General features: G+C 40.9%; 18 protein-coding genes and 1 pseudogene. 15 read left to right on the top strand and 4 right to left on the bottom strand.

Features of this window, described 5'->3' with window-relative positions; translation table 11 throughout:
• Positions 1 to 292: 292 nt before the first annotated feature.
• Entirely contained in the window at positions 293 to 1,807 is a 1,515-nt protein-coding gene (locus MHI23_RS18345) for a PAS domain-containing protein (RefSeq protein ID WP_041108465.1), read from the top strand.
• Between the two features lie 39 nt (positions 1,808 to 1,846).
• Here MHI23_RS18345 and MHI23_RS18340 read toward each other — a convergent pair whose 3' ends face one another.
• Together MHI23_RS18340 and MHI23_RS18335 are read right to left on the bottom strand one after the other, a co-directional pair.
• A complete protein-coding gene (locus MHI23_RS18340; protein WP_342492152.1) occupies positions 1,847 to 2,830 on the bottom strand; it encodes a Gfo/Idh/MocA family oxidoreductase in 984 nt (327 codons plus the stop codon).
• A gap of 128 nt (positions 2,831 to 2,958) precedes the next feature.
• Positions 2,959 to 3,318, bottom strand: coding sequence for a MerR family transcriptional regulator (locus tag MHI23_RS18335; protein WP_039182663.1), 360 nt, complete (start codon positions 3,316 to 3,318; stop codon positions 2,959 to 2,961).
• Between the two features lie 307 nt (positions 3,319 to 3,625).
• Between MHI23_RS18335 and yidA the strand changes: the two genes are divergently transcribed.
• Positions 3,626 to 4,438: a sugar-phosphatase gene (yidA, locus tag MHI23_RS18330; protein ID WP_024423947.1), complete on the top strand. Its 813-nt coding sequence runs from the start codon at positions 3,626 to 3,628 to the stop codon at positions 4,436 to 4,438.
• 35 nt (positions 4,439 to 4,473) lie between these two features.
• Here the strand turns inward: yidA and MHI23_RS18325 are convergent, their stop codons facing one another.
• Positions 4,474 to 5,481 (bottom strand): helix-turn-helix transcriptional regulator, encoded by a 1,008-nt coding sequence (locus tag MHI23_RS18325; RefSeq protein ID WP_326349775.1) that lies wholly within the window; start codon positions 5,479 to 5,481, stop codon positions 4,474 to 4,476.
• A 129-nt stretch (positions 5,482 to 5,610) separates the two neighbouring features.
• Here MHI23_RS18325 and MHI23_RS18320 point away from each other — a divergent pair, with 129 nt between their 5' ends.
• Together MHI23_RS18320 and MHI23_RS18315 are read left to right on the top strand one after the other, a co-directional pair.
• A complete protein-coding gene (locus MHI23_RS18320; RefSeq protein WP_087975965.1) occupies positions 5,611 to 6,318 on the top strand; it encodes a class I SAM-dependent methyltransferase in 708 nt (235 codons plus the stop codon).
• Entirely contained in the window at positions 6,315 to 7,412 is a 1,098-nt protein-coding gene (locus tag MHI23_RS18315; RefSeq protein WP_087975966.1) for a saccharopine dehydrogenase NADP-binding domain-containing protein, read from the top strand. Before MHI23_RS18320 ends, MHI23_RS18315 begins: the two co-directional genes overlap by 4 nt.
• A gap of 27 nt (positions 7,413 to 7,439) precedes the next feature.
• Here MHI23_RS18315 and MHI23_RS18310 read toward each other — a convergent pair whose 3' ends face one another.
• Positions 7,440 to 9,263 carry an acyltransferase family protein gene (locus MHI23_RS18310; RefSeq protein WP_056765335.1) on the bottom strand — a complete coding sequence of 608 codons (1,824 nt, stop codon included), beginning with the start codon at positions 9,261 to 9,263 and terminating at the stop codon, positions 7,440 to 7,442.
• A 285-nt stretch (positions 9,264 to 9,548) separates the two neighbouring features.
• On the opposite strand from MHI23_RS18310, the gene MHI23_RS18305 reads away from it, so the two are divergent.
• From MHI23_RS18305 to MHI23_RS18255, 11 genes and pseudogenes are all read left to right on the top strand, one after another.
• Positions 9,549 to 10,352 carry a S8 family peptidase gene (locus tag MHI23_RS18305; protein WP_162253743.1) on the top strand — a complete coding sequence of 268 codons (804 nt, stop codon included), beginning with the start codon at positions 9,549 to 9,551 and terminating at the stop codon, positions 10,350 to 10,352.
• A 56-nt stretch (positions 10,353 to 10,408) separates the two neighbouring features.
• Complete coding sequence (locus tag MHI23_RS18300; RefSeq protein ID WP_140352791.1) at positions 10,409 to 11,200, top strand: SAR2788 family putative toxin; 792 nt, start codon at positions 10,409 to 10,411, stop codon at positions 11,198 to 11,200.
• Positions 11,201 to 11,225: 25 nt separating this feature from the next.
• Positions 11,226 to 11,687, top strand: coding sequence for a hypothetical protein (locus MHI23_RS18295; RefSeq protein ID WP_056765343.1), 462 nt, complete (start codon positions 11,226 to 11,228; stop codon positions 11,685 to 11,687).
• Between the two features lie 117 nt (positions 11,688 to 11,804).
• Positions 11,805 to 12,680, top strand: a complete 876-nt coding sequence (locus tag MHI23_RS18290; RefSeq protein ID WP_056765349.1) for an aldose 1-epimerase family protein — start codon at positions 11,805 to 11,807, stop codon at positions 12,678 to 12,680.
• Positions 12,681 to 12,739: 59 nt separating this feature from the next.
• On the top strand, positions 12,740 to 13,684 hold the full coding sequence (locus tag MHI23_RS18285) for a sugar-binding transcriptional regulator (RefSeq protein WP_056765350.1): 945 nt from the start codon (positions 12,740 to 12,742) through the stop codon (positions 13,682 to 13,684).
• Positions 13,685 to 13,768: 84 nt separating this feature from the next.
• The gene (deoC, locus tag MHI23_RS18280) at positions 13,769 to 14,440 is read left to right on the top strand and encodes a deoxyribose-phosphate aldolase (protein ID WP_075621446.1); all 672 of its coding nucleotides are present in this window, start codon (positions 13,769 to 13,771) and stop codon (positions 14,438 to 14,440) included.
• A gap of 166 nt (positions 14,441 to 14,606) precedes the next feature.
• A complete protein-coding gene (locus MHI23_RS18275) occupies positions 14,607 to 15,788 on the top strand; it encodes a NupC/NupG family nucleoside CNT transporter (RefSeq protein WP_041108453.1) in 1,182 nt (393 codons plus the stop codon).
• A gap of 25 nt (positions 15,789 to 15,813) precedes the next feature.
• Positions 15,814 to 17,115, top strand: coding sequence for a pyrimidine-nucleoside phosphorylase (locus MHI23_RS18270; RefSeq protein WP_342492151.1), 1,302 nt, complete (start codon positions 15,814 to 15,816; stop codon positions 17,113 to 17,115).
• Between the two features lie 150 nt (positions 17,116 to 17,265).
• Positions 17,266 to 17,750: pseudogene (locus MHI23_RS18265) on the top strand (MarR family transcriptional regulator).
• 13 nt (positions 17,751 to 17,763) lie between these two features.
• The gene (locus tag MHI23_RS18260; RefSeq protein WP_041108448.1) at positions 17,764 to 18,402 is read left to right on the top strand and encodes a nitroreductase family protein; all 639 of its coding nucleotides are present in this window, start codon (positions 17,764 to 17,766) and stop codon (positions 18,400 to 18,402) included.
• Positions 18,403 to 18,427: 25 nt separating this feature from the next.
• Positions 18,428 to 18,721 carry a putative quinol monooxygenase gene (locus MHI23_RS18255; protein WP_262089865.1) on the top strand — a complete coding sequence of 98 codons (294 nt, stop codon included), beginning with the start codon at positions 18,428 to 18,430 and terminating at the stop codon, positions 18,719 to 18,721.
• The last annotated feature ends 92 nt before the right edge of the window (positions 18,722 to 18,813 follow it).

The following is an 18,813-nucleotide window of genomic DNA, read 5'->3' as shown; positions in this document are numbered from 1 at the left end:
GCTTATGTTCCATTTTCTTTTTTCAAGACGTCAGTGTCAATATAAAAAAAGAGATTTTTCAGACAAAAATAGAGGTTGATTCTATCAAAACATTTATTTATATCCATAATTCCCTTATTTCATCCATATTCTAAAAACGAAACTTCAAATAAATGAACATTTGCCTTATTTATGACATAAACAATTTTCAGTTTTTGTCGATATATCATTTGTATTACTAAAGTCCTAATAAAGAATTGTTTATAACTGTAAAATATTTCAAGAACGTTAGAGTTGAAAGGAGTTATGAAAGATGTTTAAGAGAAAAGCAAATGATTCATCGGCTGAAATCCTTCTGAGTGAAAGCAGCCAATTAATAGAAAGAATCGAAAAAGGAGACCTTTCAGCAAGATTAGATACTGCTGCATTTTCTTCTAGCCAAACGATTGAAGCAGTGGCACAAATCAATGAAGCTTTGCAAAAGATGCAGGAAGCACATGAAAATATTCAAATGCGGGTGGAATTAGTGACAAAAGCCATTCAAGTTGGCTTATGGGATATGGTCGTCATCGCTGGAGATCCAGTCAATCCAAAAAATGAATTCACATGGACGGATGAATTCCGCAAAATGCTCGGCTTTCAAAATGAGCAAGATTTCCCCAATCTATTAGACAGCTGGGCATCTCGAATACATCCGGATGAACAAGAATATACATTAGATGCATTTTCTTCGCATTTATTGGATCATTCAGGGCGTACGCCGTATGATATCGAATATCGCTTAAAGTTAAAAAACGGAGATTATCGCTGGTTCAAAGCAACTGGAACGACCGTTCGTGATCGAAATGGTGTCCCTCTTCGTGTGGCGGGAGCTCTTTTTGATATTCATGATCAGAAATTGAAAGAAGAAGAGCTGCAAGCATTTGTCACAAGATATGACTTAATCAACCGTGCGCTTGTCGAAGCTCCTTGGGACATGGTGGTAGAGGCAGGCGATCCAGTCAATCCAAATAACGAATTCTGGTGGTCTCCGCAGTTCAGAAAAACGCTTGGCTTTACAGACGAAAAAGATTTCCCGAATGTACTGAGCAGCTGGAGCGATCGTCTGCATCCTGAGGATCAAGAAATGGCTCTCCAAGCTTTTGCAGATCATTTAAATGATCACTCTGGACGTACACCGTTTGATATTGATTACAGATTGCAGCGCAAAAATGGGGAGTACCGCTGGTATCATGCCGGTGGTGAAACCATTCGTGATGAAAAAGGTGTGCCTCTTCGTGTGGCAGGAACCATTCGTGATATCACGTTAGAAAAAAACAAAGAGAAAACAGCGAATGAAATGGCTTCACAAGTAGAACAGCTTTCAAGTTCTATTAGTGAGATGGTATCGGGCATTAGCTCTGTGACAAATCAAGCACAGGAGCTTGCTGTTGCTCAAGAGCAGTCAACGTCTGCCGCAAATCTAGCAAAAAATAGTGCTGATGAGACGAAAAATATTTCTGACTTAATCAAAGAAGTGGCGAACCAAACGAACCTGCTTGGTCTAAATGCTGCAATTGAAGCAGCTAGAGCTGGTGAACAGGGCCGCGGATTCTCTGTTGTTGCAGATGAAGTACGGAAGCTGGCGCTACATAGTGCCAATGCAACGGAAAATATCGAATCTAGTTTAACGGAAATGAAAACACAAATTGATGAAATTCTTGAAAATATCTCGAATATGACAGCTCTTACGCAAACTCAGGCTGCTTTAACAGAGCAGGTGAATGCTTCAGTCGATGAAGTGAATCACATGTCTCAGCGTCTTGTGGCGTATTCAAAGAGTATTTAATCGTCAAAAACCGCCCTCTCATAGAAGGCGGTTTTTTCATTAAAATTGATCTGCTGGGAAAACAATACCTGCATCTTTTCTTGCGGCATCAAGAACTTTCATCACGGAGAGACTTTCATCAAGCCATGCATAGCACTGTTCATGATTTTTTGTTTCAATGATCTGCTGGAAAGCTTCTGCTTCATAAAACAGCCGATTTGGATTCGTTTGTGCATTGAGTGAGATGACCCTGTCATCAACATGCAGCAGCACTTCCTCGCACCCATTCGCCCCATTTTTCACATGAATGAAGCCTTTTTCTCCTTGAATCAATGCAAAGTTCATGCTGCTTGTATCCTTACTGCCGACACTTGTCGCAATAAAATCATTGTAAGTGAACGTCAAAACACCAGATGTGTCAATACCGTTTGGATGGCGGTTTGCCTGATATCGGACTTGCTCTGGTGATCCAAAGAGGTTCATGATGAAATGGACATTATAGATATTAATATCCATCAGCGCTCCTCCAGAGAACTCAGGGTTAAAGACATTTGGCGTTTCGCCGGCTAGCAGCTGATTATATTTGCTTGAATATTGACTATAGTTGCATTGAACCAGTTTGATTTTACCTAATTGATGAAGGTGCTTTTTGATCAAATGATAGTTTGGCATATGAACGGTCGTAATGGCTTCAAATAGGAGAAGCTGCTTTTCCTTTGCGAGAGCGATTAAGGCTTCCAGCTCTTTTACATTAGAGGTGAAAGGCTTTTCGCATATCACATGTTTTCCGTGTTTCAATGCTTTCGTTGCATGCTCGCTATGTAAACGATTCGGTGATGCGATGTAAACGGCTTCTACGTGAGGATCTTCTAGCATAGCAGTTAGATCCGTATAAGTTGTCTGCACCCCAAATTTGTCTGCGAACTTCTTTGCCGTTGCTTCCTTTCTTGAATAGACAGCGTGACAAGAAGCACCGTCGAGCTGTTCAATCGCTTGCAGGAAGCCTTCCACAATGATACCTGTTCCGATGGTTGCGATGTTCATTCTCAAAACCCCTTCCACTCGTTTAAGCTGACTCTAGTATAACCGATGTTTTCATTGAACGTGTACTGAGATACATGAGCGAAGTGTGCCAGTGATCAACACCGGCACACCTTTGGCAGCCCTTACAATCAGCTGATGTTTGCTAATGTTTGCTTTGTTAACAATTGAATGGCAGCCTTCCTTTTTTTTAACTCTTGAATAGAGTGCTGGATATCTTCGACTTTTTGCTCGAGCAGCTGTTCAGCTTCTGTTTTTGACTGTTTTTCAAAAAGTGACTTGATAATTTCACGAATTTCTTTAAGGGAGAAATCTAGCTTTCTCGCTTCGGTGATAAATGATAGCATGAGTACATATTTTTTATCATATAGACGATAGCCGTTATGTGCTCTCTTTGGCTCTGGGAGCACTCCCTCATTTTCGTAAAAACGAATGGTTTCAATATGTACACCAGACATTTTTGACAATTTACCTCTCGTAAACGTAATCATTCCCTGCACCTCCTTTCTTTGTTATTCATCATACAATTAGATTTACTCGTTTCAAAACATTCTATAGTGGTGGACAATTGTTCTGTTTTACTTGTTTCAAATGGGTGATCAGCACGAGCACGATGATTAGAATGCGTTATAATAGAGTAGACTCATGTGATATTTGTTACAGATAAGAACAAGTAGACAGCGTGAAGAAAAAACGATAGGCTAAAATAGGTAAATAGTAATGAAATAACCTGTCATCATCGTAATGGTGGCTCAAAATAGTGACAGCACGTTTTTGCTGAGAAAAGGGGACCAGTGAATGTATAAATTAGTCGCAATTGATATGGATGGTACGTTATTAAATGATCAACATATGGTGCCGGATGAAGTGTTTGAAGCCATTCAACAGGCTAAGGCAGAAGGAATTAAAATTGTTTTATGTACAGGCCGGCCAATTGGCGGGGTAAATCGCTATTTAGCTGATCTTCAGCTTGATCAAGAGGGAGATTATGTGATCGCCTATAATGGAGCGCTTGTTCAAAACAGCCATACAAATGAAGTGGTGTCAGAGCTGACATTATCCTATGATGACTTAACTTCGTTATATGAATTGAGCCGTCAGCTGGACACGCCGATGCATTATTTCGATTCAGCCAATTTATACACACCGAATCGTGATATTAGTGAATACACAGTGCTTGAATCCTACTTAACAAAACTGCCGCTGAAATATATGCCTGTTGAAGAGGCAGATTCATCGATGAGACTTCCAAAAATGATGTATATTGATCAGCCAGAACGTTTGGAAAAAACGATACAAGCCATTCCATCTGAAGTGAAGGAAAAGTATATGATGGTGAAAAGTACAGATTTCTTCCTTGAAATCCTGCATCCTGATGTGAGTAAGGGAAATGCCGTGAAGCTTCTAGCGAAGGAGCTGGGAATTCCTCGTGAAGAAGTCATGGCTATTGGGGATAACGGGAACGACGTCTCAATGCTAGAGTTTGCGGGCTGCGGCGTCGCTATGGGAAATGCCATTGATGATGTCAAAGCCGTAGCTGATGTTGTAACAAAATCTAATAATGAAGCCGGAGTAGCACATGTCCTGCATGAGCTGGTTTTAGGAAAATAAGAAAAGAGCGGTCTGCCAGTGCGGCAGCCGCTTTTTTATATATTGGAGAAAAAGTAAACAAGCATACGTCTGCTGTTTAAATTCGTCTTTTGCAGCATCGCTTTCACATGATCATGAACGGTATGGGGTGAAATATATAACGTACTCGCAATTTCCTTTGTCGACTGGCCCTTTAATAAGCAGTCGAGGACGTTCATCTCTCTTTCTGTCAGCTTGTACGTTTTCGCTGCATAAGGAAGAATATCATTTGTTTGGGCTCGTTTGATGTGAATCATGACAGCCTCCTCCTGCCTGTCAGCCTGCGCCAATCGAAAGGCTTGAAGGGAAAGAAAGACCCCCGTAGGCATTCTTGTGATGCTTGCTGCTGTTTGATCGGTGCCGCCGTATAAAAGTTTAGCGCCTAATGCTCTGAACGGGCGGGGCATGACGGCTTGGTCATGGATTTGCTCAAAGGCTTGAAATGTACGAAGCCAATGGAGCCCTGTCTCATTTCCATAAAGAAGCTTGTAATGAGTTGAAAGAATGAGAAATCCTTGCTGCTCCGCCGCATCATCATCTTCAGTGTCCCTTTTTTTGAAAAGCTCATCTCTCAGCTTGGCTGCAAGTGACGGTGTTAGATCGATGACTGCTTGTATATCTCGCTTCTGAAAAGATTCCTTGCCCTGTTGACGATAAAGGCTGGCGATACCCCAGCATTCTCCTTGAATCACAAGGGCTGCCCGCAATTCATCAGACCAACCGTTAGGTATCAAAATATGCAGATAGCGCTCGCTGCTCAGATATTCTCCGCTTTGGACGAGACTCGCAGCATGAATAGGGCCTTTGGCTAGAAACTCATGCTGATGCACGTCCTTTTTTAAAAATTCATTTTGAAAGAGCTGGTCATGAATTTCTTCAATCGGTTCATCAGTGTAGGAACCTGTCGAGAGGAGAGTGGCTGGATCGATGGTTGTGATACAGGCGGCATCAAAATCAAGGACAGCAGCAAGCTCGTCCCGAATGTGCTGCCTTAGCTGCTGAAAATGAGTGGCTGGATTGACCACATGATCTCCTCCTCAAAAACCCCCACTTTTAGGGATCGTTTTTTCTGGTGCCTCTTTTTACAATAAAGATGTCATATCGATAGTGTACAGGAAACGATGGAAAGCGGAAAGGAACTGGAGGAGAATCATATGAAGGGACACCAGCATTGGCACGATCCTGTTGCTGAATTATACGCAGCAACGATTTCACATAAAGTACCCGGCTATCACCTTTTGCATGAGTTAACAGTAGATGTATTAGAAACTGAAATAAAGGGAGCGGCCTCTCGTATTCTAACTGTCGGAGCGGGTGGGGGCGAAGAGATCATCAACATGCTTCAGAGAAAAGAAGACTGGCTCATCACAGGAGTCGATCCCTCTGCATCTATGCTGGATATGGCGAAACAGCGGGTTTCACAGCTCCATATGGAGGCGCGTGTCACATGGTATGAGACCGCATTAAACAAGGTGTCTGCTGAAGCTGTTTACGATGCCGCAGTGAGCCTGCTCGTAATTCATTTTGTAGAAAATCGGCTGCCATTTTTACAGGAGATTGCACAAAGGCTTCAACCAGGGGCCCCGTTTGTACTCGCATTTATACAAGGAGAGATGAATTCCAGCGCATTTCAGCAAGAGCTTCATATGATGTCTCTTTTCATGAAGCGGCAAGGTCTAGGAAAAGAAGTGTTTTCGTCCTTTCATGACAGGCTGGGACGTGCCACATATCCTGTGCCTGAGGAGGAAATGAGAGGACATTTAATTGAGGCGGGGTTTCGAGACATCAGACCTTATTTTCAGGCAGGAATGATCAAAGGGCTTGTTTGCAAGCGAGGTCGTAGAGAGGCGGATGAGAGATGAGATCACAGGTGATGGTAATTGGCGGCTATGGACATGTCGGACAGCAAATATGTCTTCAGTTAAGTGAAGTGTATCCAGGGCAAATTGTTGCGGCGGGCAGGAGCTATGAGAAGGCCGAACAATTTTCACAGAAGACAAAAAGAAGAGTCAGTCCTTACAAACTAGATGTTAGTCAGCCATTACATTCTGACTGGATGGATGAAACAAAGCTGGTGATCATGTGTCTCGATCAAGATGACACGTCATTTGCTGAAACCGTTCTGCGGGCAGGCATTGATTATATCGATATTTCTGCAAAGGGGGCGTATATGGAGCAAATGGCACAGCTGGATCAGCAGCAAATCAGTGCAACGGCTTTGCTCAGTGTAGGTCTCGCGCCCGGTCTTACAAATTTATTAGCTGCGAAAGCGGCTTCTATGCTTTCATCAGTGGATCAAATAGATATTGGGATTATGCTTGGGTTGGGGGATCAGCATGGAAAAGCCGCGATTGAATGGACGATTGATCATGTCCATACTGATTATGAACTTACTGAGCATGATCAGCGGAAAAGAGTGAAAAGCTTTACTGGAGGCAGACAGGTCAACTTTGGTGAACAGCTTGGAAAGCGGTATGCCTATCGATTCCCCTTCTCTGATCAACAGACATTGCCTTCCACACTTCATGTGCCATCTGTGACGACAAGGCTTTGTTTTGATTCACGTCTCGCGACGGGTGCATTGGCTCTCACAAGGAGCCTTGGGCTGACATCGTTCCTTACACTGCCGAAGATGAAGGACAGAGCCATTTCAATGATTCAATCTTCTCAAGTGGGAACAGATCAATATGCAGTCAAAGTGGAAGCGGCAGGGACGGATGGGAAAAAGGTTCATCATGCAGCGCTTGGTATAAAAGGACACGACGAGTCTCAAGCAACAGCTCAAGTCGCCTGTGCTGCGGCCCTGCATTTATTGAACAGGCGGTTTCAGTCAGGAATTTTTCATATTGAACAATTATTTTCACTAGCATATGAGAACGGGCATTTTGCTTTGGTGGATCAAAAAGCAAAGGAAGAGCAGACATTAGCGATAAGGGCCAGCCTTTTGACAGCATAAAAAAAGACTAGCATTCTGCTAGTCTTTTTATGATGAAGTCGACACATCCCCTTTTTTCTTAATGCTTGCTGTGATGAGCTGTGTCAGTGTGTCAGAACCTTTTTTTGAAAGGTGGACACCATCGGACTGAAAATAGGATGGCTGTCCAGTAGCGGCTGAATGCCAATCGACCAAGGTAACATTTTGATCTTGATCGGCCACTCGCTGAATGACCGCATTCACATCATTTTCCCATGACCTTGGAACCCTCGTATTCACTAGGAAAATATGTGCCTTAGAAAAGTTTTGAATGAATGCTTTCAGCGTGTCCTCAGTAAAATAACCATTTGTACCAAGTTCAATGATAACAGCAGCATCAGATTGATTAAATGATTTGTATTGAGGGGCAATGCTGACGGCTTCGTTCATTTGTCTGCCAACTTTCCCATCGATGGTAATTTGTTTATATGCTTTTTCGAGATTCGGCGCAATGTCTAACATGACAGAATCACCAATGGCAAGAACTTGGTGAAATTGTTTTTGATCAGCTGCTTTTTTCTCGTGCTTTTCTTTCTTATTCTTCACTTTTGATTCCGGTGGTTCGGCTGTTTTTTTCGGTGCTGTCTTAATTTGCGTCACTTCCTTCACATGTGGGGAGGAAGTGGACGAGTTAGACATGCCAATGATAAATAAGATCAAAAGAGCTGCGGTGATCCCAAGGAACACCTTATTAGATGTAGACCACTGTTTGATTCCTTTTTTCCAAATAGACCAAGAGGAAAAATATTGTCTGAAGCCATGCTGGCGGATCGGCTGTTCGATGAAGCGATAGGAAGCCTCAGCAACTAGTAAAATGGCGATGAGCTGCAATGTGACACGCGCTATGGAAGGCTGTCCAATTTCAATGACCGGTGTGGTCAGTACGATAATGGGATAATGCCACAGGTAAATACCATAAGACCGTTTACCAAGCCAGACGAGCGGCTGAAACGACAGCCATTTTCCTATAAGACTTGCAGGGTGGCAAACGCACGCAATTAAGATGGCCGCATTCAGACAGAATAAAAGCATGCCGCCCTGATAGAGAAAGGCATCGAAATCGTCCACTGCATAAACACAAAGAAGGAAAATCGCAAACGAACCGAACCCGGCAATATGTAAAATACGTCTGCCAACAGGAAGTAATTTTTTGCTGGACAGTCTTTGCATAGGCCACACAAATGCCAGGGTGCATCCAATCAGGAGCGCAAATGCACGAGTATCTGTTCCATAATAAACCCTGCTTGGATCAGTATCTGGTGAATAAAGAATCGCCATCCATAAGGCAGAGACAAGTGCAAGTCCAAAGGTGATCATAGGCAGATGGGATCTGTTTTTTACCCATTTCAGCCCTGCAATCAACAGTACCGGCCAAATGATATAAAATTGCTCTTCTATTGCCAGAGACCACAAATTTTTCAGTGGAGATAGGGCATTGAAGCTATCAAAATATGAAAGCTGGTGAAAAATGTACCACCAGTTACTGACATAAAAAAAGGACGATATGGCATCGCCACGAATGGACAATAATGCGTTTGATCCAGCAATCGCGCACCAGCTGACGGTTATAAAAATCATGATGTAAGCGGCTGGAAGAAGCCTCCTAATCCGTCCCATCCAAAATGGCAAAAGCTCTTGATAGCCTAAATCCTGCTTATGTAACAAGATCGTTGTAATCAAGTAACCAGAAATGACAAAAAATAAATCAACGCCAAGAAACCCGCCGCTTGCGGGTCTGATATGTAAGTGATAAGCAATAACTGCCAATACAGCAACGGCTCTTAGTCCATCTAATCCTAAAATATAACGAAAACGATTTTCCTTGCTGTTCATGAAAATGAATCCCCCATCAATTGTAAAAGAACCTTTATTTAATAAAGGTTACTCATATATTGTATATATAATAGACGTCAACGCATAATATTTAGTTTGAATTTATTCAATAAATTTTTATTGTAAACCACCATATATTAATATATAACATTTTTGGTTTTATATTGACTCAAAACCATAATATAGAATAATATATGAAAAAAGGAGTGGTGTTGAATCAATAGTTTGATAAAAAGATTTTTGATAATATTAATAGTTCTTTTAATTTATTTTAAGTGTTTTGAATTGCACTCAAAAAATTTAAACTTCACTAATAATATTCATCAACAGATTCCATGGAGCATAAAGCTAACAAAAAAATATGTGGAAAATAATAGAGGAGGAGAAAGTGTACGAATAGCAATAATTGATAGTGGGATAGATGGGACTCACCCTGATTTGGTAGGTAAAGTTAAAAAAGGACTTAACACAATTGGTACAGGAGGAGAACAAGAGGACAGTTTAGGGCACGGTACTGCTGTAGCTGGAATAATCACAGCTAATGATAATGAAATTGGACTTGTGGGTATAACGCAGAATGTAGAGTTATATCCTGTTAAAATTCTAGATTCAAAAGGCAAGGGTTCAATAAAAAATTTTGTTAAAGCTGTTCAATGGTGTATTGATAATAAAATTGATGTTATCAATGCTAGTTTTGGATTAATGAAAGATGATCCATCTGTTAAGAAAATTATAGACAAAGCAATACAAAAAAACATAATTATAGTAGCTGCTGTTGGTAATAAGTATGGAAGGAAAATGGATTACCCAGCTGCTTATGAGAATGTTTTTTCTGTAACCGCTGTGGATAAGCATAAGAAGGTAGCTGAATTTTCATCTAAAGGAAATTACAATTTTGCTGCCCCTGGTGTGGATATACCAGTTCTAAAGCCTCATAACAACTATGCGATTGAAAGTGGTACCTCTTTAGCGAGTGCCCATATTACAGGTGTAGTAAGCTTAATTTTACAGTACCGGGAACGTTTTAATATTAATTCTGAAGAACGTTTAAACCAACAAATATATAAAGTTTTGAAAAAATGGTATTGATGATTATTTGAATAAAATTGTTTTTTAGAACAAGAAACTCGGAGGTTTAGTTTAGGATGAATAAAATAAGTAAGTTAATCTCAATTGTTATATGTCTATCGCTGGTTATAACTTTGTTTTTCCAATTTCCAAATAAAACAGAGGCTGTTACCACAAAAGATTTTCATGTTTTAGAAGATAGTAATGAAAAATATGTAATTTCACAGGAGCAAGACGGAGTAACTGGTATTCTAACTCTAAATAAAAAAACAACAGAAATCAGTTATCAAACTGAAGAAATTGGTAGTGAAGGTGAAAAGGTTTCAAAGGATTATGAAGTTGACTTGCAGACACTTTTAAATGATAATTTAGATGTTACATTTAAAGATACAAAAGATGATAAAAAATATGAAGTGAATTCTGAAGATATTCAAGCATCTTTTGCATTTGTTATCCCTATTGGTATTGCTATTGGGGCAGTTCTATTAGAACATTTATTAGCTTTGGGACTTGCAGTAACAGTAGTAGGTGTTACCTATATTGCTTATTCTGAATTTATAAAAAGGAAAGACAATAAACATAATCACTTTATTGCTTATCGAGACAAAGATAAACCTCATTTATTTATTGGAAAAGGCGTAAGTCGTGCAAACGCTGTAAAAAGATTAGCTCAGAAAAAAGATACATGGTCTACTTCCAAAAGCAATGCACAATCTATTGCTAAAGCAGCCAGTCCGATTGGAAAAGTAATAGGTGCAGAAATTGACAAAAAAGGAAAAAATAAACATTATCACTATCATCCAGTTTATAAATTAAAAGGTAAATATGAAAGAACAGGAGCACATGCTTTTTTTGGCGCCCCTAGATAAGAAATTGAGATAGAGGAGGTTTTCGATGATTGTTCTTAATCGTGAACCAAGAAAGAAGGAATACAATGCGCTCATCGATTTATGTTGTGAAGTATGTGATGAGTTCCAATTAGTTTTTAGAAAAGATTTTGCTGATTTTGCTGATTATCGTGAAATTCTAGATAAACTTTCACCATCTCTTAAAGAAATGAAGGAAGAGTCTGAATGGGCTACCACGATTCTAGGAGATGGTCAAACAGCATATGTTTATTATTATTATGCCAATGAACACACAAAAAATCTTTTGAAAGAACTTTCGAACTCTCTATACGGGTGGGTTCACCCTAATTTACTGGAGGATTTATCATTCTTCAAAAATGGGAAAGAGTGGATGGTTTCAAGCTCACATGAAGAGGAGAGCTATATTTTTCCTGAAAACGAAGAAGAAATTGAGAGTTTAAAACAAATCAAAGGTCTTAGATGGACTATAGAAGAAGATGATGAATAAGTAATTTAAACGGCTTTTCCCTAGAAGGGAGAAGTCTTTTTTATTCTAACTAACTCTTTTATACTCAAAACCAAAATCCCTGTCATAATAAAAGAAGAAGGAAAGGGGATGTATTGAATGAAAACGATTGAAAATGATCAGTTATTGGTTCAGATTCATGAAAAAGGAGCGGAAGTCAGGGAGGTGCTTGACAAGGAAAGCGGGCGTCACTATATGTGGTCTGGTGATCCAGCTTATTGGGGCAGGGTGTCGCCTGTCTTATTTCCGATTGTTGGGCGATTAATGAATGACCAATACAAGATTGACGATCAAACCTTTGAGCTCACGCAGCATGGTTTTTTACGTGATGTCAATTTTGATTTATATGAAGAAACGAAGCATACGGTGACCTTTCAATATGAATCAAGAGGCCGGCATGTGAAGCAATACCCGTATGAATTTACAGCGCGAATTCGTTATGAACTATTGGAAAATGGACTGAAGATTTCCTGGGAAATTGATCATGACGGAGAGGATACGATGTATTTCTCCATTGGAGGGCACCCAGCATTTCGTGTTCCTCTTGTTGAAGGCGAGCAAACAGCAGATTATTCACTCACATTGACACCTTCCACTGATCATCTCCCTGTGCAATATGAACTGCGGAATTCACTTGTCAGAGAGAAAGAAAAAGGTATTGAGCTTGAGTCGATCCAGCTTCGACCGGAGCTTTTTCAGCTTGATGCGATGATCTTTAGCCATATCAATCGAGTGTCATTGACTTCAGGTGCAGGTCACGGAGTTGAGGTCGATCTCACAGGCTTTCCTTTCGTTGGCATTTGGTCGCCTTATGATCAAGAAAAAGGAACGATGGCTCCTTTTGTTTGTATTGAGCCGTGGTATGGCATCGCCGATATGGAAGGGACGAATGGACAGTATAAAGAGAAGTTTGGGATTCAAACATTAGAAAAAAATGAGACCTTTCATGCCGCTTATACGATTTTCTTCAAATGAACATTTGTGCATGATGAGGTGAACAATTTGTTATGATAGAAGAAAAAGGGGGCGTATGAATGGATCGAGAGAAACAACAGCTGAGTATTGAAGCGGCAAGGCTTTACTATATGTCTGATTACAGCCAGCAGGAAATTGCCAAACAGCTCGACCTGTCGAGACCAACTGTATCTCGGCTGCTTCAATATGCGAAAGAGAAGGGGTACGTCCAGATTACGGTGATGGATCCGTTTGAGGATTTAAATGAGCTTTCTTCATTGCTCAAGGAAAAATATGACCTGCTCGAAGCTCATGTGGTGTTTTCGCCAAAGGACGACTATCCAACCATCACCGATTATTTGAGCCGATTTGGTGCAGATTACTTGCAAGAGACGGTGAAAGACGGTGATATCGTTGGCGTGAGCTGGGGAACGACTATGTATCAAATTGCACAAAAGATGCAACCTAAACAGGTAAAAGGTGTAGAGGTTGTCCAGCTCAAGGGCGGAATCAGCCACTCTCATGTGAATACATATTCGGCGGAAACCATCCAGCTGTTTGCTGAGGCCTTTCAAACAGCACCGCGTTATTTGCCGCTTCCTGTAGTATTTGATAGTGCTGCCGTCAAAGAGATGGTTGAGCAGGACAGACATATTCAGCGAATTATTGAAATGGGCAAGCAGGCGAATATCGCTGTGTTTACTGTTGGAACGGTAAGAGATGAAGCACTTTTGTTTAGACTAGGTTATTTCCGTGAAGAAGAAAAAGCGCTCCTCAAGGAATCCAGTGTCGGAGACATTTGCTCGCGTTTTTATGATCAAGATGGACGCATTTGCAGTGAAGCCATTAACAATCGCACAATTGGCGTAGAGCTAGATGATTTAAGGACAAAAGAACGATCCATTCTTGTCGCTGGCGGTCATCGAAAGGTGGCTTCTATACACGGTGCACTAAGAGGAAAATATGCGAATGTATTGATCATCGATCAGCACACAGCGAGGGCTCTTTTAAATGTCACAAAATAGATGAACAAAATTTCATAACTATGTTTACAATTGTTCACTCGTCATATATGATGAAAGTATCATAATTAAAAGGAAGTGTGAAGCATGACGATAGCAAAGCTCATTGATCATACAGCACTAAAACCAGATACATCTAGAGCTGCAATTATGCAGTTACTTGAAGAAGCAAAGACTTATCAATTTGCATCTGTTTGCGTAAATCCAACTTGGGTATCTCTAGCGTCGAAAGAACTAGCAGGAACAGGTGTTGATGTATGTACAGTCATCGGTTTTCCGTTAGGCGCAAACACAACAGCGGTGAAAGCATTCGAAACAAAGGATGCCATTGAAAACGGTGCAACAGAAGTGGACATGGTCATCAATGTTGCGGCATTGAAAGACGGCGAATATGATGTGGTTGAACAAGATATTCGTGCAGTTGTAGACGCAGCAAAAGGCAAAGCATTAGTGAAAGTCATTATTGAAACATGTTTACTTACTGATGAAGAAAAAGTCAAAGCTTGTGAGCTTTCAGTGAAAGCGGGCGCTGATTTTGTGAAAACATCGACTGGATTTAGTACAGGCGGTGCAACGGCTGAGGACATTACATTAATGCGTAAAACAGTAGGACCTGACATCGGTGTGAAAGCATCAGGCGGCGTGAGAACAAAAGAAGACGTTGAGGCAATGACAGCTGCAGGTGCTACCCGTATTGGCGCAAGTGCAGGCGTTTCCATTATCAAAGGGGATCAATCAGCTCCTTCGAAAGACTATTAATTCATACGATCCTATGGTAGGATAACATTCATGACTCATAAATGATGAAAAAGTCATATGCGGAAGGAACTCGCTTCTGGGAATTTCTTCCGCGTTTTGTTTGCGAAATAGGGTTTGTTCTATACAAGCGCATTAATGTAAACGAATTCATTCAAGGAGGAAAAACATGAAATACGTGATTGGTATCATCGGTTTGCTAGTGATTCTCGCCATTGCATGGCTGGCTAGTAATGGGAAAAAACGAGTGAAATTCCGTCCAGTAATTGTCATGATTGTACTGCAATTTATTTTAGGTTATATTCTGCTCAATACAGGTGTTGGAAACTTTCTAGTCGGAGGCTTTGCAAAAGGATTCCAAATGCTTCTAGGCTATGCCGGCGAAGGAATCAACTTTGTATTTGGCGGGTTAATGAATGATAATGCGTCCACTTTCTTCATCAACGTCTTACTGCCGATCGTCTTTATCTCGGCGTTAATCGGTATTCTGCAGCATTGGCGTATTCTTCCGCTTATCGTACGCGGAATTGGATATTTGCTTAGTAAAGTAAACGGTATGGGGAAACTAGAATCTTACAACGCAGTAGCGTCTGCGATTTTAGGTCAATCAGAGGTCTTTATTTCTATTAAGAAACAGCTTGGATTATTACCTCAGCAGCGTCTTTATACATTATGTGCATCTGCAATGTCGACGGTATCGATGTCGATTGTCGGTGCATACATGCAAATGATTAAACCAGAGTACGTGGTTACAGCACTTGTGCTGAACCTATTTGGTGGATTTATTATCGCATCGATCATCAATCCATATGAAGTGTCTAAGGACGAAGACATGCTTGAAGTCGTCGAGGAAGAAAGACAATCCTTCTTCGAAATGCTTGGCGAATACATTATGGATGGTTTCAAAGTAGCGATTGTTGTTGCTGCAATGTTGATTGGATTTGTTGCATTAATTGCGATGATTAACGGTATCTTTACAGCTGCCATCGGTGTTTCTTTCCAAGATGTACTTGGATACGTCTTTGCTCCATTTGCGTTCATTGTTGGTGTTCCTTGGAGCGAAGCGGTACAAGCAGGAAGCATTATGGCGACCAAAATGGTATCTAACGAATTTGTGGCAATGCAAATTCTATCCGGTGATGCTTTCCAATTCACTGCTCGTACAGAAGCGATCATTTCTGTATTCCTTGTATCATTTGCGAACTTCTCTTCTATCGGTATCATTGCTGGAGCAGTCAAAGGCTTAAACGAAAAGCAAGGAAACGTAGTCGCACGCTTTGGATTAAAGCTGTTATTCGGTGCAACTCTTGTCAGCTTCTTAACAGCAGGCGTTGTCGGTTTGATTTACTAATTTAAAAAAAGGAATGGTGAAAACAATGAGAATGGTAGATATCATTGCGAAAAAACGTGACGGAAAAGAATTATCTTCAGAGGAAATTTCTTTCTTTGTCAAAGGTTATACGGACGGAACAATTCCTGACTACCAAGCAAGTGCCTTGGCTATGGCGATTTTCTTCCAAGATATGACGGATCAAGAACGTGCAGACTTAACACTCGCTATGGCGAACTCAGGAGATACAATTGACCTGTCCGCCATTGACGGTATTAAAGTAGACAAGCACTCAACAGGCGGTGTAGGCGATACAACAACGCTTGTACTTGCTCCTCTTGTTGCGGCACTAGATGTACCTGTTGCGAAAATGTCAGGGCGCGGTCTTGGGCATACGGGCGGTACAGTGGACAAGCTTGAAGCGGTCAAAGGCTTCCACGTAGAAATTACAAAAGCCGAATTCATCGAGCTCGTGAACCGTCATAAAGTAGCAGTTATTGGCCAATCAGGCAACCTGACACCAGCTGATAAAAAGCTGTATGCTCTTCGTGATGTAACAGGAACTGTTAACTCAATTCCGCTTATTGCAAGCTCCATTATGAGTAAGAAAATTGCTGCTGGTGCAGATGCGATTGTACTTGATGTGAAAACAGGCGCAGGTGCTTTCATGAAAACACCAGAAGACTCAGAAAAGCTTGCAAAAGCCATGGTACGCATCGGAAACAACGTAGGCAGACAAACAATGGCGGTTATCTCTGATATGTCTCAGCCGCTAGGATTAGCGATTGGAAATTCTCTTGAAGTGAAAGAAGCGATTGACACACTCCGAGGCGAAGGTCCTGAAGACTTAAACGAGCTTGTGCTCACATTAGGAAGTCAAATGGTCGTTCTTGCGAAAAAAGCAGACACACTTGATGAAGCAAGAGAAAAGCTGATTGAAGTGATGAAAAACGGCAAAGCACTTGAGAAATTCAAGGAATTCTTAGAAAACCAAGGTGGAGACAGCTCAATTGTGGATCAGCCTGAAAAACTGCCGCAAGCACCTTACAAAATCGAAGTACCTGCAAAAGAATCAGGTGTCGTAGCTGAAATCGTCGCGGACGAAATCGGTGTTGCAGCGATGATCCTCGGAGCAGGACGCGCAACAAAAGAGGACGATATCGACCTATCTGTCGGCATTATGCTGAACAAAAAAGTGGGCGATCGTGTTGAAAAAGGAGATTCACTTGTGACTCTGCATGCGAATCGTGAAGATGTTGCAAATGTCATGGAGAAAATTTATGACAACATCCGCATTGCTGATCATGCCGATGCACCAACATTGATCCACACAGTCATTACTGAATAAAGAAAAAGGACAAAAGTGATTCGTCGCTTTTGTCTTTTTTTATGGTCATTTTAGGCTCATTTTTTCTATTGAAATAAAAAAATTCACTTTATGAAACAAACCTCTTGCAATCATCAAACAATGGGTGTATATTAATTGACGAGTCAATGATTGATATATCAAGTAATTGATTTCTGAATAGAAAAGAGGGGATAGCATTGACTGCATTTTGCTCTGAAGAGGCAGAAGTATTATATCGTTTGCAGTGCGTGAACCGTATGATGGGCGTGAAGTTCGAAGCATGCACGGGCATCAGCCAATCAAGACTTGAGTTGCTATCGCTGTTATTCCAAGCCGATGAAATCAGCCAATCAGATTTGCAGAAAAAAGTAAATATTGATAGTGCAGCTGTGACGCGTCATTTAAAACAGCTAGAAACAAAAGGAATGGTCACACGCAGAAGAAAACCAGAAGATAATCGAGTCACACTTGTCCGCTTAACAGAAGAAGGCAGAACGAGAATCGAAGCTTCTAAAATAGAAAAAGAACGATTTATCTCAGAAATGCTTGAAAACGTAAGTGAAGAAGAACGAAGGCTTCTCACTGATGTGCTCATCCGTATACAACAAAACATCGAAAAGATTCAAACAACCTAAAGGAGTGTTACACATGGCTACAACATTAAAAACAAACGATTTTATGGAAATTATGAAAGGGCGCCGCTCTATTCGTAACTATGATCCATCTGTGAAAATCAGCAAAGAAGAAATGACAGAGATTTTAGAAGAAGCAACAACTGCACCATCATCAGTAAATGCACAGCCTTGGCGCTTCATGGTGATTGACAGCCCAGAAGGAAAAGAAAAGCTTGCACCACTTGCAAAATTCAACCAAACTCAAGTGTCAACATCAGCAGCTGTCATTGCAGTTTTTGCAGATATGAAAAACAATGAATACTTAGAAGAAATTTATTCAAAAGCAGTAGAAAATGGCTACATGCCGCAAGAAGTGAAAGAAAGACAAATTGCTGCATTAACTGCACATTTTGAAGTTCTTCCAGAACAAGTGAACCGTGAAACAATCTTAATTGACGGTGGACTTGTGTCTATGCAGCTTATGCTTGCTGCACGTGCACATGGTTATGATACAAATCCAATTGGCGGATTTGATAAAGAAGTCATCGCTGAAACATTTGGCTGGGATAAAGAACGTTATGTACCAGTCATGCTTCTATCCATTGGGAAAGCAGCTGACGAAGGTTATGCATCTTACCGTTTACCGATCGACCGTATCACAGAGTGGAAATAATTTTAAAAAAAAGGGAGACGATCACATGATCATTATTCATGCAGGGATGACCATTCATCCAGAAAAAGAAAACGTATTTTTAGAAGAAATTAACGAGTTAATGAAAGCTTCACAGGCTGAAGAAGGCAATGTTTCCTACAAGCTGTTCAAGGATACAGAAAAAGAAAATACCTTTTTAATGGTAGAAGTGTGGAAAGATGACGCTGCGGTTCAGAGCCATAATACAAGTGCTCATTTCCAGGCTTTCGTCGCGAAAGCAAAAGAATTTTTAGCCGCTCCACTTGACGTGGTTGCCTTTCAAGGCCAGCAGCTTTCATAGAAAAACAACAAACACCCTAGGCGGTTATCGCCTAGGGTTCTTTTATTTTCGACATATGGTTCCACCCATTTCATTCACGTATTGTGCATTTT

This window comes from Bacillus sp. FSL M7-0003, from assembly GCF_038628485.1.
GTDB lineage: Bacteria > Bacillota > Bacilli > Bacillales > Bacillaceae > Bacillus > Bacillus safensis.
The sequence above is the reverse complement of the archived record's forward strand: the minus strand, read 5'-3'. Positions and strand labels throughout refer to the sequence as shown.